The sequence below is a fragment of the Haliea atlantica genome (assembly GCF_054779855.1).
The window spans coordinates 17760-33181 of the sequence record NZ_BAAGXL010000003.1 but is presented as its reverse complement, the minus strand read 5'-3'; the positions used below and the strand labels follow the sequence as shown (position 1 = coordinate 33181).

Annotated in this window: 13 protein-coding genes; 8 read left to right on the top strand and 5 right to left on the bottom strand. The window is 62.5% G+C overall.

Going from position 1 to position 15422, the window contains the following annotated elements; all coding sequences use genetic code 11:
• Positions 1-24: 24 nt before the first annotated feature.
• Positions 25-924, bottom strand: a complete 900-nt coding sequence (locus ACYVGS_RS00270) for a LysR family transcriptional regulator (protein WP_460586622.1) — start codon at positions 922-924, stop codon at positions 25-27.
• 120 nt (positions 925-1044) lie between these two features.
• Between ACYVGS_RS00270 and ACYVGS_RS00265 the strand changes: the two genes are divergently transcribed.
• The 6 genes from ACYVGS_RS00265 (at position 1045) to ACYVGS_RS00240 (ending at position 7602) form a co-directional block, all read left to right on the top strand.
• Complete coding sequence (locus ACYVGS_RS00265; RefSeq protein WP_460586621.1) at positions 1045-2601, top strand: NADH dehydrogenase subunit L; 1557 nt, start codon at positions 1045-1047, stop codon at positions 2599-2601.
• Entirely contained in the window at positions 2598-5465 is a 2868-nt protein-coding gene (locus ACYVGS_RS00260) for a YbcC family protein (RefSeq protein ID WP_460586620.1), read from the top strand. The genes ACYVGS_RS00265 and ACYVGS_RS00260 overlap by 4 nt, the downstream gene beginning before the upstream one ends.
• Before the next feature lie 264 nt (positions 5466-5729).
• Complete coding sequence (locus ACYVGS_RS00255) at positions 5730-6125, top strand: antitoxin Xre-like helix-turn-helix domain-containing protein (protein ID WP_460586619.1); 396 nt, start codon at positions 5730-5732, stop codon at positions 6123-6125.
• Entirely contained in the window at positions 6119-6808 is a 690-nt protein-coding gene (locus ACYVGS_RS00250; protein ID WP_460586618.1) for an RES family NAD+ phosphorylase, read from the top strand. Before ACYVGS_RS00255 ends, ACYVGS_RS00250 begins: the two co-directional genes overlap by 7 nt.
• Before the next feature lie 103 nt (positions 6809-6911).
• Entirely contained in the window at positions 6912-7298 is a 387-nt protein-coding gene (locus ACYVGS_RS00245) for a transposase (RefSeq protein WP_460587571.1), read from the top strand.
• Positions 7270-7602 carry a hypothetical protein gene (locus ACYVGS_RS00240; protein ID WP_460586617.1) on the top strand — a complete coding sequence of 111 codons (333 nt, stop codon included), beginning with the start codon at positions 7270-7272 and terminating at the stop codon, positions 7600-7602. Before ACYVGS_RS00245 ends, ACYVGS_RS00240 begins: the two co-directional genes overlap by 29 nt.
• A gap of 219 nt (positions 7603-7821) precedes the next feature.
• On the opposite strand, the gene ACYVGS_RS00235 is transcribed toward ACYVGS_RS00240, so the two are convergent.
• Genes ACYVGS_RS00235 through ACYVGS_RS00225 form a run of 3 tightly spaced genes read right to left on the bottom strand, consistent with a single transcriptional unit; the run spans position 7822 to position 11095 of the window.
• Entirely contained in the window at positions 7822-8838 is a 1017-nt protein-coding gene (locus ACYVGS_RS00235; protein WP_460586616.1) for a tyrosine-type recombinase/integrase, read from the bottom strand.
• Complete coding sequence (locus ACYVGS_RS00230; RefSeq protein ID WP_460586615.1) at positions 8835-9833, bottom strand: site-specific integrase; 999 nt, start codon at positions 9831-9833, stop codon at positions 8835-8837. Before ACYVGS_RS00230 ends, ACYVGS_RS00235 begins: the two co-directional genes overlap by 4 nt.
• Positions 9830-11095, bottom strand: coding sequence for a site-specific integrase (locus ACYVGS_RS00225; protein WP_460586614.1), 1266 nt, complete (start codon positions 11093-11095; stop codon positions 9830-9832). Before ACYVGS_RS00225 ends, ACYVGS_RS00230 begins: the two co-directional genes overlap by 4 nt.
• A gap of 166 nt (positions 11096-11261) precedes the next feature.
• On the opposite strand from ACYVGS_RS00225, the gene istA reads away from it, so the two are divergent.
• Together istA and istB are read left to right on the top strand one after the other, a co-directional pair.
• A complete protein-coding gene (gene istA, locus ACYVGS_RS00220) occupies positions 11262-12782 on the top strand; it encodes an IS21 family transposase (RefSeq protein WP_460586613.1) in 1521 nt (506 codons plus the stop codon).
• An 11-nt stretch (positions 12783-12793) separates the two neighbouring features.
• Positions 12794-13549 carry an ATP-binding protein gene (istB, locus tag ACYVGS_RS00215; protein WP_460586612.1) on the top strand — a complete coding sequence of 252 codons (756 nt, stop codon included), beginning with the start codon at positions 12794-12796 and terminating at the stop codon, positions 13547-13549.
• 356 nt (positions 13550-13905) lie between these two features.
• Here istB and ACYVGS_RS00210 read toward each other — a convergent pair whose 3' ends face one another.
• A complete protein-coding gene (locus tag ACYVGS_RS00210; protein ID WP_460586611.1) occupies positions 13906-15357 on the bottom strand; it encodes an MFS transporter in 1452 nt (483 codons plus the stop codon).
• Between the last annotated feature and the right edge of the window lie 65 nt (positions 15358-15422).

Genomic DNA, 15422 nt, shown 5'->3' with positions numbered 1-15422 from the left:
CACTCGATCTTCCGCCAGCGCGGGTCATCCCGGGTGCGGCCTTGTCGCCGTCGCATCCTCCAGCAGCTGCCGGACCGCGGGCAGCTCGAACTGGCGTCGGGCGGTGATGGCGAAGAAGCGCTCCACCACATCCTCGAGCACGCAGTAGCGGGTCAGCCGGCCGCTCTGCAGCTCGTCCTGTACCACCACCTCCGGCACCACCGCCAGCCCCCCCGAGTCCCGGGCCAGCAGTCGCAGCATGGCCATGTCGTCGACTTCCGCCCAGGGATCGACATCGATACCCCGCTTCTCGCAGAGCAGGTCGAACTGGCTGCGGATGTCGCTGCGGGTGCCCGGCAGCAGCAGGGGCAATTTACCCAGGTCCCGGGCGAGATCGAAGTCCGCCGCCAGCGTGCCCGGCGGGCCGACAATGCAGACACTCTGTTCGGCGATCTGGCGGCAGCGCCAGGGCGTCGAGTTGTCGGCGGCCACGGCGCGGTTGGACAGAATCAGGTCAAGCCGGTGCACCCGCAGCTGCTCCAGCAACTCCTCCAGGCTGGCCGAGCGGATCACCAGTTGCACCGCCGCCTGGCCGATGACCGGGCGCAGGAAGTTCTCCTGGAAGTTCCGCGACAGCGTCGCCACGGAGCCCACCCGCAGGTGCTGCACCTGCTGTAATTCGCCGCGCTCGGTCAGGGCCAGCAGTTCGCTGCCGAGACTGAAAATGCGCTCGGCGTACTCCAGCACCAGGTGGCCCACTTCGGTCAGCTGCAGGCTGCGCCCCTCGCGGGTAAACAGCTCCTGGCCCAGCTGCTCCTGCAGCTGACGGATCTGCGAGGAGAGGGCGGACTGGGACACGTGGAGCTTCTCCGCGGTCCGGGTCAGATGCCCCTCCTTGGCCACCATCCAGAAGTAATACAGGTGGTGAAAGTTCAGCTGTCGCATGGGCCCGCTCCGATTTAGTTCACTTATAAAGAACGATAATACACAAACTATATATTTTACAAAATTATTGCCAGCCCCGAGGATAGCGCCCCATCGAGACCTGAAGCAGAGGAGACAGACATGACAGGCGAACTGGCAGGCCAGTGGTTATGGGTGATCTATGCAGTGGGCTTCGCCTGCGCCTGGGGCGCCGGGGAGCGCCCCTGGTTGCCCGCGCGCTGGACCGCGCGCACCGGTCTCTGGGCCACCCTCCTGCTGATCCCGGCGGGCTGGTTGTGGTCGACCCGGGGCGGGCCGGCGCTGGATCCCCTCGGCCTCACGGCAAGCGCCCTGGTCGCCGTCCTCGGCTGGGCCATCGTCCGCTACTCCGCGCGCTATCTGGACGGCGACGCCGGCCAGGCGCGCTTTGTCCGCGCCATGCTCTTCACCCTCTGCATGGTCGGCATCCTGGTCGCCAGCGCCAACCTGGCGGTGATCGTGCTGGCCTGGAGCGGTACCAGCATCGGCCTGCACTACCTGCTCACACACTACCCCGAGCGCAAGGCGGCACAGGTGGTCGCCCACAAGAAATTCCTCGTCAGCCGCCTGGCGGAGGTCTGCCTGCTGATCGCCCTGGGGCTGATCTACGCCGCCGTCGGCAGCTTCTCCCTGGAGGCCCTGGCCGGCCACCTCGCGGGCGCCGACAGCCTGCCGGCCTCCCTGCACATCGCCGCGCTGCTGGTGGCCCTGGCGGTCATCCTCAAGACCGCGCAGCTGCCCCTGCACGGCTGGCTGATCCAGGTCATGGAGGCACCCACCCCGGTCTCTGCGCTGCTGCACGCCGGCGTGGTCAACATCGGCGGGCTGGTGTTGATTCGCCTGGCCACGCTGCTCAACCTGGCGCCGGCGGCCCAGACCCTGCTGGTGCTGGTGGGCAGCATCACCGCGGTACTCGCCGGCCTGGTCATGCTGACCCGGGTCAGCATCAAGGTGCGCCTGGCCTGGTCCACCTGTGCCCAGATGGGCTTCATGCTGGTGGAAATTGGCCTCGGCCTCTACGAGCTGGCCCTGCTGCACCTGGTGGCCCACTCCCTCTACAAGGCCTACGCCTTCCTCGCCGCCGGCGAGACGGTGCGCAGTGCCGGTCTGCGCAACTACCTGCCGGCCGACGCCAGCAGCACCCGCTCCCCGGCCTGGTACCTCGGCGTGCCGCTGCTGACCGCGGCACTGGTGCTGGGCTTCGTCGCCGCCTGGCAGTGGCTGCTGCCGGCTCTCAGCGTGCCCCCGGCGGCCCTGGTGATCCTGGTACTCGGCCTCACTGCACTGCTCTGGCTGGAGCAGGGCAGGGAAGCCCGGCTGATGCTGCGGGCCAGCCTGCAAGTGCTGGCACTGACCCAGCTCTACCTGCTCTGGCACACGCTCTTCGCCGGCCTGGCGCCGGCGCCGGCACCGGCCCATCCGGGGATGGTGGCCTGGGTCCTGCTCAGCTTCGCCGCCCTCTACGCGGCCCAGATCTGGCTGCGCTACCACCCCCGCGGCCGCATCGCGCGCACGCTGTTTCCCTGGGCCTACGCCGGCTTCTACCTGGATGAAGCCTTCACCCGGACCACCTTCAAGCTCTGGCCGATACGCCTGAGCCCCGCCCAGGCGCAAACCCTGGTCAACCGTCAATCCCTGCAGAAAGGAGAGTTGCTGTGAACGCACCCGTGCACGCAGACGTCACCGCCACGGCGGAGGAGAGGGCGGCCCTGGCGGCGGCCATCGACGCCGCCACCGACAGCATCGCCCCCAGCTGGCCCCTCGATCGCATGATCGCGGTCAACCCCTACTGGGGCCATATCGGCAAGCCTTTCGCCGCCACCGCCGCGACCATCGCGCGCCTGGGGGGCTCGCCCATGACCGCCAGCATGGCGGACTACCGCGAGGCCTGGCAGCGGGGAGAAATACGAGCGGAAGACCTGCAGCTGGCGCTCCGCGAGGCCGGCGCCGACACCTCCGCGGAGACGCTGATTGCGGCCCTGGACAGCCACTGGCCGGCGCCGACCCCGGTGCCACTGCTCTGCGACACCCTGGACCAGCAGCGCGACCTGCACAGCCAACCGGCCTGGTGCGACACCATCACCCACCAGATCTCGCAGTTCTGCGCCGCCTACTTCGACTGCGCCCAGGCCGACTGGCACCCGGACCGCGAGGACCGTCTCTACGCCAGCTGGCGCAGCTCACTGGCGGACGACCACAGTGTCGCCGGCCTGATGCGCGTGCCCGGCTTCAATCACCGCGCCGGGCAACTGGCGCCGGCTCCGGAGGCGCAAATCCATCGCGCACTGCAGCAATTGGGCGTCGCCCCGGCAGAGTGGCCGGATTTCCTCGAGGCGGTCCTGCTGCGTATCGGCGGCTGGGGCGCCTGGTGTGCCTACCGCCGCTGGCAGGCGCGCCTGGCGGGTGGCGAAGATCAGACCCTGGTCGACCTGCTGGCCATCCGGCTGAGCTGGGAGGTCCTGCTGGATGACGGCAAGCGCGACAGCGACAGCCTGTGGGCCAAGTGGCAGAGCCTCTGGGAGCAGGGCATGCGCCGCAGCGCCTGGCAGGGGCTCGAGCTACACCTGCTCTGGCAGCGGGCCCGGGAAGCCGCCTGGCAGCGCGAATTGCGTTGGCGCCTGCTGCACTCGCCGGCGCCGGCCCTGCCCAGCGTGCCGGCGGTACAGGCGGTGTTCTGCATCGACGTGCGCTCGGAAGTCTTCCGGCGCCACCTGGAAGCCTGCTCCCCGGCCATCCAGACCCTGGGCTTCGCCGGCTTCTTCGGCCTGCCGATTAGCTACGCGCCACTGGGCACCGATGCCAGCCGCCCGCAACTGCCCGGCCTGCTGGCACCGGCCCTGGCGCTCTCCGACTCCAGTGGCGACCCCGAGCGGGACCAGGCCATCAGCCAGAGCCGGGTGGGGCGCCTGCGCGGCCTGCTCAACTGGCAGACCTTCCAGTCCACACCGCTGTCCAGCTTCACTCTGGTGGAGTCCATGGGTCTGGCCTACCTGGGCAAACTGGTCCGGCGCAGCATGCCGGATACCCGGGCCGCGAGCTCGGATGACCATATCGGCCTGAGCCAGGCCGAGCGCTGCGCCCTGCGCCCGCAACTGCCTGGCAGCCTGGCCAGTCGCAGCCAGCTGGCGGCCCAGGTTCTCACGGCGATGAGTCTGGGGCAGCCCTTTGCCCGTCTGGTACTGCTGGCGGGGCACGGCAGCCAGAGCCGCAACAACCCCCAGCGGGCGGGCCTCGACTGCGGCGCCTGCTGCGGACAGACCGGCGAGGTCAATGCCCGGGCCCTGGCGGCACTGCTCAACGACGCCGCGGTGCGCTCGGCGCTGGTGGAGCAGGGCATTGAACTGCCGGACACCACCCGCTTTGTCGCCGGGCTGCACAACACCACCACCGACGAGGTGCAGCTCTTCGACACCGACCTGCTGCCCGACAGCCACCGGGAGGATCTGGTCGCGCTGGAGGCACACCTGGCCGCCGCGGGGGAGCGGACCCGGCGGGAGAGGGCGCCCAGCCTGGGCCTGGCCCACCTGGTCGAGCAGCCGGAAAAGCTCCAGCGCAAACTGCGCCAGCGCGCCAACGACTGGGCCCAGACCCGCCCCGAGTGGGGCCTGGCCAACAACGCGGCCTTTGTCATCGCGCCCCGGGCGCGTACCCGCGGGGTCGACCTGCAGGGGCGCAGCTTCCTACACGACTACCAGCCGCGCCGGGACAGCGATGGCAGCATTCTCGAGGCCATCATGGCCGGCCCCATGGTGGTGACCCACTGGATCAACATGCAGTACTACGCCTCCACGGTGGACAACCGCCGCTACGGCAGCGGCAACAAGACCCTGCACAACGTCGCCGGCGGCGGACTGGGACTGTTCGAGGGCAACGGCGGCGACCTGCGCATCGGCCTGGCGCTGCAGTCCCTGCACGACGGCCAGCGCTGGCTGCACACGCCGCTGCGCCTGAGCGTGGTGATCGACGCGCCGGCGGAACGCATCGACCGGATCATCGAAAAACACCCGATGCTGCGGCAGCTGGTGGACAACCAGTGGCTCTACCTGCTGCGCTTCGCCGGCGAGTCACTGCAGATCCGCCGCGACGGCCGCTGGGAAGACTTTGAACACCGGGCGGACACCGACCGGACCTGTGAAAGCAGAAGCGGAGATGGTGTGATGACCACCGAGCTTGTCAACGCAACCCCGCAACACCCCGACGATATCCGGGAGCAGGGCCACGACCGCGCCAACCTGACACCGGCAGAGGCGGGCAGCTATTCCCTGGTGCGCGGCACCTTCAGCGCCGAGGAGGCGCGCGAGGTTCTGCTGAACCTGATCGAGGACAAGATCACCTTCCACCGGCGCTACCTGTGGAGCCGTCGCGAGCGCTTCGGGGAGGAAAACGACCCGGCGCGCGAGCAGCGCATCGAGGAGCTCTTGGCCACCAAGGGCCGCATCCGCGAGGCGATTGACCGGGCGGCGAGGGCAGGGCAGTCGCTGGAAGTGCACTGCGACATCCAGTTGCGGCCCCTGGCCGACTGAGCCGGCCGCCGCCGCGCCCCGGTCGGGCCCCGGCTCCGGTTCCCCCCGGCCCGGTTCCTCGCGGCCCGGTTCCTCGCGGCCCCGGTTCCCCGCGGGCCTGGTTCCCCGCGGGCCTGGTTCCCCGTGGTGCCGGGTGCCGGGTGCCGGTGCCGGTGCCGGATATCGGGTGCCGGAGTAGCAACTTTACCGGGTAGCGGCGGCCCAAACCTGACCACCAGACCATGATATGCTACAATTTGGTCTCTGGATCAGGGAGGACCACCCATGCAAGCATTCGCAGCCACCAGCCTGGCGTCCGGCTCCCCGTCAACGGCGGGGCTCCGAACCGCCATTAACATTCTGGAGAAATGGGGCGCCGGCGGTGATACCGGCTCCGCGATACTGCGAGTGTCTCGCAGCACCTATACCCGGGCCAAGCGGGGCGAAGCCGTCAGCCTCGACCGGGACCAGCTCACCCGAGTCAGCCTGGTGCTGAACATCCACGCCGCTTTGCGGGTCCTGTTCGACAATCCCGAGAACCTCTACGGTTTCATGGGCATGAAGAACCACAACCCCTTTTTTGAGGGCCGCTCGCCGCTTGAGGTCATCGCCGGGGGCGACTTTGTCGCCCTGTATGAAACCTTCCGCCGCCTCGATGCCCTCAGGGGTGGCCAGTGGTAGCGGCCTCGGCCTTGCCGGTACTGCCTGGCCGTCGCGTGACCGGCCACCGGGTGGTCAATTCAAAGTTCCCGCCCATCGCGATCTTCGACGATGTCGCCAGCCCCGAAGATTTTGCGGCAATCTATGAAATCCAGGCCCTCACCAATCCCCGCCTGCGCAACCTGGCGGGGGATCTGAGCCTGATTTCCCAGCGGGAGATTCCCTTCGGCATCCCGGGCTGCTCCTACGCCGTGGCGCCTTTTACGCACGTGAACCCCGACGGTTCCCGTTTCAGCGACGGCAGCTTCGGCGTGCTCTATGTCGCGGATGAAGCGTCGACGGCACTGGCGGAGGTGGCCTATCACCAGGGCCAGTACTGGGGCAGGGTGCCCGAACTGCATTTCGATCGCATCGTGCTGCGTGGCCTGACTTGCACCTTTGACCAAGGCGGACTGGCCGATGGCCTGGTTCTCGACGCCGCGGACCCCGTCTACGCCAGTGACAGCTATACCGCCTCGCGCCCACTGGGTAGCGCACTCAGGGCGCAGGGAAGTCCGGGACTGCGCTACCGTTCCGTGCGTGCGCCGGGGGCAAGCTGCTGGGCCTTGTTCACGCCGAAACCCGTGGAGTCCGTGGTACAGAGGGTTGGCAACCAAAACGTAAAATCCGCTCAAAAATCGCCTAAGCCACTGTTTTTAAAATAAAATCGAGATTATAGCGTGACTGAATCACCTGCCGCGACAGGTTCAGGGTATAGTCCCCGAAGCGGTTGATGTGGTCGTATTCAAGACCAAGCCTGCACTGGCGATGGAGCAGATCGAGGCAGCGCTGGCTGCCGGTTATCCGCGCGGCATCGTGCTGGCGGATGCCGCCTACGGAGATGAAACGGCTTGGCGCGAGCGTCTGGTCGGCCATGGTTTGACCTGCGCGGTGGGTGTCCGCCCCGGCACGACGGTGTGGTGGGGCGAGCATCAGCCCTTGACCGAACCTGCATCCGGCGGCCAGCGGGACCGACCGCGTCGTCGCCTGCAGCGTGATGAGAGTCACCAGCCCATCACCATAGCGGAGGTGGCTTGCGCCTTGCCGGGGCAGGCTTGGCGGAATGTGACGTGGCGCGATGGTACATCGGGACCGCTGAGTTCGCGCTTTGCCCGGGTACGGGTTCGTGCCGCCCATCGAGACCAGCCCCGTTGACGAGGAATGGCTGATCATCGAGTGGGCGGAAGGCGCCAAGGAGCCGGCTCACTACTGGTTCAGCAATTTGCCCCGGCGCATGGCCTGGTCAGAGATGGTGGACACGGTGATGAGTCGTTGGCGTATCGAGCGAGATTATGAGGAACTGAAGCAGGAACTCGGGCTGGGGCATTACGAGGGCCGCAATTGGCGGGGCTTTCATCATCACGCAAGTCTCTGCATAGCAGCTTGCGTATTCCAGACCAAGCCTGCCACTGATTCCACGCGAAGCCTGCCACCCATTCCACGGCAAAGCTGCCACTGATTCCAGACGAAGCCTGCCACCCCGGCAGGCAGCCTGAGGTCACTCAACAGAGCGCCCTGACTCGGGATAACTAACCGGTACTCTGCGCCTTTCCACACGGAGGGGAACAGATGCCAGCAAAGAGGTTATCCATGTAATGTTGCCGTGCGCGTTATGTGTCCATCAGGCCTGTAAGCTCGCAGCAATCGGGTGGTGCCCTGGTTTTTGGCAACATTACCTTCACAGTGAATCGAGCCATTTCAACAAGGCCGCATCATCGCGCCAGTGTAGTTTTCCGAGTGATAAATCGGATGGCTGCGTCGGTGGTTCGCACTGTGCCAGAGCTTCGGTCTTCATCCGCAAGGTCAGCTCGGCATAGCGATTAGTGGTCTCCAGGCTGACATGCCCCAGCCACGCCCGTATGACGTTGACCTCGACACCCGCTTCCAGCAGGTGGACCGCTGTGGAATGTCGCAGACAATGGGGGGAAATTCGCCTTGGTGTCGATGGTTGCTGATCCCTCAGAAACTGCGTGTGCTTGCAGACGATTTTATAGATCCCGAAGCGGGTTAGCGGTTGTTTCTGGGCGGAAGCGAAGACGGCTTGTTCAGGATGCGTGATCGCACCTGTCTGCTCCAGCAGCTGTCGCAGCAGTTGGCTGGTCTCCTCCCACAATGGGCAGACACGCCATTTATCGCCTTTGCCGTGGAGGTGTACGCGCGGCGGGGCGGACAGTTCAAGATTCTCCGTGTGTAGTTCCGCCGCCTCCTGGACCCGCGCACCGGTGTTATAGAGGAACAATATTAACGCGCGGTCACGAAGTGCAAAACGCCCCACCCTCGGTAGCAATGAGAACAACATCTCGATCTCATCACGCTCTAAGAAGCCCGTAACCGCCGGTGCCACCCGCTTGCGCGGTATGGCCGCCACGCGCTCCGCTTCATGCAAGGCCTCCGGGACACGAGAGGCCAAATAGCCGAAGAAGCAGCGGAGTCCCGCCAGACGTTGGTTGCGCGTACGGATATGGTTGCTGCGCTTGAGTTCTATCTCGTTGAGGAAAGCGGTTACCCGGTCAGCGGTAAGATCCGACACGGTCAGTCGGGTAATCCGGTGACCGCGGTCCTCTGCAACATACCCCAAAAACAGACGCAGACCATCGCGGTAGCTCTTGATGGTGGCCGCACTCAAACCCTTCTGGCAGACTAAGTAATCTTCGAAAAAGCTACGGATCAGCACACCGACTGCTGGCGTGTTCATGGCTTTACCTCCAGCAGTATCGGGGCCGCGAATTGCTCAAAACGTAGGTTCGCGCACTGCAACAGCTCTGATGTGATCGTTAGGTATACGGCAGTGGAGCTTGGACAGACATGCCCCATAAATGTCGAGAGATGGATCAGGCGTGTCGCCGGATCGATCCCTGTCCGGTACCAGTGCAACAGGGTACCGACGGCGAATGAGTGGCGCAGGCAGTGCAGATGCGGCGGTGAAACACCGGGCGGGATGTCGAGTGCGATTCCCGGCATTAACTGATGGAATGTCCAGCTGATCGTGTTCGGGTTGATCGGCCGGGCCGTGGCTCTGGAGAACGAGAACACCGGCTGCTCCGGTGCCAATCCGCCGTATTGCTCTGTCTGTAGCCAGATGTAATCCCTTAGTGCCGTGCGCAGGCGTGGCCCGAAGGGTACCAGCCGGGTCTTGGAAAACTTGGTCTCACGGACGACCAGCAAATCACGCTGGAAATCAACGTCATGAACCTGTAGCCGTGTAACTTCGCCTACCCGTAGACCAAGCGCATACAGTAAGGCAAAGATCATGCGATAGGTCGCACCACGGTTCGGCGCGGTTGATCGGGTGGGTAGATGCGCGGCGGCGTCCAGCAACAAGCGGGCTTGGTCTGCATCGAAAATGAAGGGGGCCTGGTGAACCGTCACGCGCCGTGGTGGAACGCGCACGGGTGAGCAAGTGATCAGCTTGCGAAGTTCCAGCCAATCGAACAATCGGCGCAGAACGCTGAGTAGCTGGTTGTAGCTCTTCGACGAATGGCGCGGACGGGAAGCCAGGAATGACTCGATCAACGCAGGTGTGATGAGCCCCAACGCCTCGACTTTCTGTTCAATCAGGTAACGGTCCAACAACCGCAGTACCTTCTCTTCACATATGAAGCGTTTACCCAGCGCCCGCTTTGCTGTGAGAAACTCAATAATCTGCCCCGCCAGGACGCTCTGAAATTCATGATTGTGGCCCGTGTTCATAGCACACTCTCCCCTTCGCCAAGGGCGACAGCGCGCAGGGTCTCGATCGCTACTTTGGTATAGACTTCGGTGGCTTCAGGTGAACGGTGCCCGACATAATCGCCAATGGTCTTCAACGGAAACTCGGCATCAACCAGGCGCTGAACGCAGGTATGGCGCAGCGTATGGGCACCCGCGCGATGCACGTGAATACCGGCATGACGAAGGTGGTGCGTGACCCGCTGGGAAATAGCGGACCAGGCAAGCGGCCGGTATGGCGCCATCGCGCGGAAGAACAAGTCGCGTCCTTGGCTCGCCGGACGCCCGTTCCTGATGTAGTCGATGATCGCTTCACCCACCACGGGAGAGAGCGGATAGGCCGTGTTATGACCAGCCTTACGTTCGGGCACCAGCAGGCGTTCTCGCTTCCAATCGATCGAATCCAAGGTCAATGCCGCCACTTCCTTGGCGCGAAGGCCATAGGTCACCAAAAGCAACAGTAACGCATAGTCTCGTTTGCCCACGGCGGACCGCCGATCCACACTCTCCAACAGACACCGGACCTCCGCCCACGAGATCGATCTGGGCACGTTTGCCAGCCGATACCTCTGGGGTGCTTCGATACTCACGGCAAGCTTCTCAGTGATTAGGCGTTCCCGGTAGAGATAGCCACAGAAAACTCGTAGCACGCCCACTGTATAGCGCAGACCGTCTTTACCGAGATGGCCGCTGCTCTCGGTGATGAAACCACTGACTACTGGGATCGACAGGGCATGCAGCTCCGTCAGTTCGAGCCTCTCAAGATAATGCTCAAAGAGGCGTAGGAAGTGCCGGTATTGACTAATGGTTGTTTCCTGAAGCCCTCGCTCCTGTTGTAGGTACGAGAAGAACCCCGTGACCGAGACCGTGAACGGATCGGGCATTGTCTGTCGTGTGTGCAAGGTATGACCGGGGAGAATGAGCCGGATCAACTGCATGAGGGGGTTACGCGCAGCGTTCTCGACGCATCGTCGATCAGCTGCGTTCCGGCACCATCGACTGTGCTTCTGAACCCAATCGGCAACAAAGCCATCTACGTAATCGGGCAACTGGTCCCATGACGACGCCCCATGACTCTGTGCGAACTCGCCAAACTTCATCAACAATGGCACGCGGGAATGGACGTTTCTGGCCGCATAGTTGTTCTCATGAAGCCAGGCCACATACTGCTCGATCGGCTCACCCAGCCAAGCATTGCGAACCCGGTCGACGGTCTGGGGGCGGATGAAATAGTGTTCTAACATGACAACCTCCGTTCTGACTGAACTGAATGGAGGTCTTCGAAGCTGTCGCGATTTAATATGTGCCGTGTGCCGCGAAAAACCTCCTGTTTATCAGACAAGTCGGAGTCCAAAGCCACATAACGCGGGCGGCAACATTACATGGATTATGTGCCGAGGCACATAATCCATGCGTAAAATCAAAGAGGTCCTGCGCCTTAAATGGGCCCAGGGCATGAGCAATCGCAAGATTGCCACCAGTTGCGGCATTGGCCGCCCCACCGTCAGCGAGTATCTGCGCCGCGCTGCCGACGCCGGTTTGAGCTGGCCGCTGCCGGCCGATCTTGACGAGGCTCGACTGGAACGGCTGCTGTTCCCGCCACCACCTGACTTACCCGCCGAGTCGCGCGGCATTCCTGACTGGCAACACATCCATCGGGAACTCAAGCACAAGAGTGTCACCCTGTTCCTGCTCTGGCAGGAATACCGCCAGGCCCACCCCGACGGCTACCAGTACAGCTGGTTCTGCGAGCACTACCGTAGCTGGCAGGGCAAACTGGATGTCGTGATGCGCCAGGATCACCGCGCCGGCGAGAAGCTGTTCGTCGACTACGCTGGCCAGACGGTACCGGTCATTAATCGCGCCACCGGCGAGGTGCGCGAAGCACAGGTCTTTGTCGCCGTGCTGGGTGCCTCCAACTACACCTACGCCGAGGCCACCTGGAGCCAGGGCCTGCCGGACTGGATCGGCTCCCACGTCCGCACCTTCCGCTTCCTCGGCGGTGTGCCCGAGGTGGTGGTGCCGGACAACCTGCGATCCGGCGTCAGCAAAGCCCATCGCTACGAGCCTGACATCAATCCCACCTATCAGGATATGGCGTCCCATTACGGTGTGGCCGTGCTGCCCGCCCGGGTGCGCCGACCGCGTGATAAAGCCAAGGCGGAGAATGGTGTGCTGGTGGTTGAACGCTGGATACTCGCCGCCCTGCGTCGCCGCCAGTTCTTCTCCCTGGCAGAACTTAACGCCGCCATCAGTGAGTTGCTCGGTGCACTCAACCAACGCCCCTTCCGCAAGCTGCCGGGCTGTCGCCGGGACCACTTCGAGCAACTGGACCGGCCGGCGTTGCAGCCCCTGCCGGCAGAGCCCTACGTCTACGCCGAGTGGAAGAAGGCCCGCGTGCATATCGATTACCACGTGGCCATCGACGGGCATTACTACTCGGTGCCCTGTGCACTGATCAAGCGGGAGGTCGAGGTCCGCATCACCCGCAACACGGTGGAGTGCTTCCACCGGGGCAACCGGGTCGCCAGCCACCGTCGTTCCGAGCAAAAGGGGCGCCACACCACGGTACCTGCCCACATGCCGGAGTCGCACCGCCAATCCGGCGAGTGGTCGCCTGAACGGTTGACGCAGTGGGCCGCTAAAACCGGGCCGGCCACGGAGAAGCTGATCCGCACCGTACTCGCATCGCGCAAGCACCCGCAGCAATCCTACCGGTCCTGTCTCGGCATCCTGCGCCTGGGCAAGGCCTACGGCGATGAACGCCTGGAAGCCGCTTGCCGGCGAGCACTGACCCTGGGCAGCTGCCGCTACAAAAGCCTAGAGTCGATCCTCAAGCACCGCCTGGACGAGCAGCCTCTGGAAGAGCAGCAAGAGCTCTCGCTGCCCGACACCCACGACAACATCCGCGGCCCCGCGTACTACCACTGAAGGAGCAAACCATGTTGAAGCACCCCACCCTGGACAAGCTCCAGACCCTCAAACTGACCGGCATGGTGGCAGCACTGGCGGATCAGATGACCTCGCCCGAGATCGATGAACTGGCCTTCGAGGAGCGCCTCGGCTTGCTGGTGGACCGGGAGATCACCGAGCGAGAGAACCGGCGTATGAGCAACCGGCTGCGCCGGGCCAAACTGCGACACCAGGCCACTCTCGAGGACATCGATTACCGTAATCCGCGGGGCCTGGACAAGGGACTGATCCAATCACTGTCGGCCTGCCAGTGGGTGAAAGAGCACCTCAATGTCCTCATCACCGGCCCCACAGGCGCGGGCAAGACCTGGCTGGCTTGCGCGCTGGCTCACAAGGCCTGCCGGGAGGACTACACCGCGCAGTACGTCCGCCTGACCCGCCTGCTGCGGGAACTGATGATCGCCAAGGGCGATGGCAGCTACCCGAAGCTGCTGACCAACCTCGCCAAGGTCGATGTGCTGATCCTTGATGACTGGGGCCTGATGAAACTGAGCGCCGAGAACCGGCGCGACCTGCTGGAAGTACTGGAGGACCGCCACGGACTCCGCTCCACTGTTGCCACCAGTCAGTTACCCATTGAGGAATGGCACGGCGTCATCGGCGACGCGACCCTGGCAGATGCGATCCTGGACCGGCTGGTGCACAACGCCTACAAGATCAATCTGAGAGGAGAGTCCATGCGAAAGCGCCAGACCAAGTTGACGGGCACCACCGCTTCCGAGTAACAATGCAAACCCCGCGTCGCTACGCTCCGTTGGGTGGCAGCTTTGCTCCGGTCCGGGTGGCAGCCTTCAAATGGAATGGGTGGCAGGCTTCAGCGGTATACGCAGCAGCTTATGGATTTTTGATGTTGGAGCGGCTCTCCGGCAGAAAAAAAACGCCGCTCGATTCAAAGCGTCTGTCCTACCCAAAGGCTTTCAACCGCGCGGGGCTGGGACCGATGCAGCGACATGAGCCCACGTCGATCGCCAGTTGCCGGTTTCGCCTGGCTCGCGCAATTGCCAGAACCCTGCACTGGTGTCCCTGCTGCGGACGCGGCAGGGAGGGGCCAATTTTTTAACACAGTAGTACTAACAGCCTGCTAACTTGTTTGTCGAGTCTTATGATCGTAGAGTCGATTGGACAACTCTTTCTGCATTGTATTCGATATATTGAATCTGTGAACACAATACATTGCTGCTACTCCGGAAAACACAATCATAAAGCTAGTAGTTACTGCGAGTTTATTTATAATCTCGGTGGAAACGCTGCTGACCTCCTTTCCTAGCGGAAAGTCGATAATATCGAGAGTCAAACCACTGATGATATTGACTAGGCCACTGGCTAACTTCAGGGAAAAGAACGACAGGCCGGATATTAGTCCCTGCTGAGGGCTGCCTGATTGCAGTTCGTGTTCGTCGGAGACATCGGCGGTGACAGAAGCCAGAGCGATAAAAAAGATGCCGTAACAGAGACCCGCGCAGAATTTAAGTCCTATCAGGCAGTAGGTCGTGGGAACGCTGCCAGGTTCGGGAAAAAAATTTACAAGCGGAAGAAATATGGCGAGGAACAAGGAAAGGGAAAAGCCGCAGCCACCGAAGTACATGATGTGCTTTTTTTCAAATTTTAGCGCCCAATAGCGGCTTACTACTGCTCCGGCAAGCGTGCCAGGAACCATAGCCATATTCATGTACTTGATGCTGTCGGAGTCCAGCTTCCAAAAGTAGGTACTCAGATGTAACGTTAGTATATTGACGACTGCCAGCCCCATGGCAAAAAGAATAGTAGTTAAGATGACCCAGCGCACATTCGGGGTAATCTTCAATGCTTGCGAAGTTTGCCGAAAGAAACTGCCAATAGAGATTTTGGTTGGCGTATGTCTAGCCTCCATACGTTCAAGTTGAAGTAAAGGTTTATAGGTTCCTAAAATGGCCAAAACCATAGTGAGGATGATGATTAGCGCCGCAGTTAGGCCAAACGGGGGATAAGCTGAGAGGTTCATCTGCCCATTGGGGAACTGCTCGGACGAGAAAAAGAAGAAAGTGAATGCTATGTAAATCAACGCAAATCGCGAAAGATTGCCGATGATAGTTCTAAAGGACATCAATGTCGGGCGTTCAATAGGACAGCGGCTCAGTTCGGTTCCGACTGCGTAGTATGGAATGGTGTACAGCGTAATACCCACCCTGGCGAGGACCGCGAAACAACACAGCCAGGCGAATAGTTGTAATTGGCTGAGGTCCGCTGGTGGACTGAATAGAAAGTAGATAGAAATCAAAACGGGAAGGATCGATGCAGCCATCAAAGTGTGTCTTCGCCCGAGTCTGGTGTTCTGCAGGTTGTCGGAGATCATTCCGGTTAAGGGATCGCTGATGGCGTCGATCGCTAGAGAGATAAAGATCGCCAATCCTGTCAGGCTACCAGATAGCCCCAGCACCTGACTGTAATAGAACAGTACGAACATATCCCAGGCAGTGTTCTTTATCGTTTCGGGAATACCACCAATACCGTAAGCAAGGCGAGTTCTTATTGTGTGTCGTGACGAAAACTGCATAGAGCTATTCCACGGCTAGCAATACCGCTGCCCGAAGTGGGCAGCAGAATCAGAATATGAAGCCA

Coding starts and splice junctions, on each gene's coding strand:
- ACYVGS_RS00270 (WP_460586622.1), bottom strand. CDS start 924: ATGCGACAGCTGAACTTTCACCACCTGTATTACTTCTGGATGGTGGCC.
- ACYVGS_RS00265 (WP_460586621.1), top strand. CDS start 1,045: ATGACAGGCGAACTGGCAGGCCAGTGGTTATGGGTGATCTATGCAGTG.
- ACYVGS_RS00255 (WP_460586619.1), top strand. CDS start 5,730: ATGCAAGCATTCGCAGCCACCAGCCTGGCGTCCGGCTCCCCGTCAACG.
- ACYVGS_RS00245 (WP_460587571.1), top strand. CDS start 6,912: ATGGAGCAGATCGAGGCAGCGCTGGCTGCCGGTTATCCGCGCGGCATC.
- ACYVGS_RS00235 (WP_460586616.1), bottom strand. CDS start 8,838: ATGAACACGCCAGCAGTCGGTGTGCTGATCCGTAGCTTTTTCGAAGAT.
- ACYVGS_RS00230 (WP_460586615.1), bottom strand. CDS start 9,833: ATGAACACGGGCCACAATCATGAATTTCAGAGCGTCCTGGCGGGGCAG.
- ACYVGS_RS00225 (WP_460586614.1), bottom strand. CDS start 11,095: ATGTTAGAACACTATTTCATCCGCCCCCAGACCGTCGACCGGGTTCGC.
- istA (WP_460586613.1), top strand. CDS start 11,262: ATGCGTAAAATCAAAGAGGTCCTGCGCCTTAAATGGGCCCAGGGCATG.
- istB (WP_460586612.1), top strand. CDS start 12,794: ATGTTGAAGCACCCCACCCTGGACAAGCTCCAGACCCTCAAACTGACC.
- ACYVGS_RS00210 (WP_460586611.1), bottom strand. CDS start 15,357: ATGCAGTTTTCGTCACGACACACAATAAGAACTCGCCTTGCTTACGGT.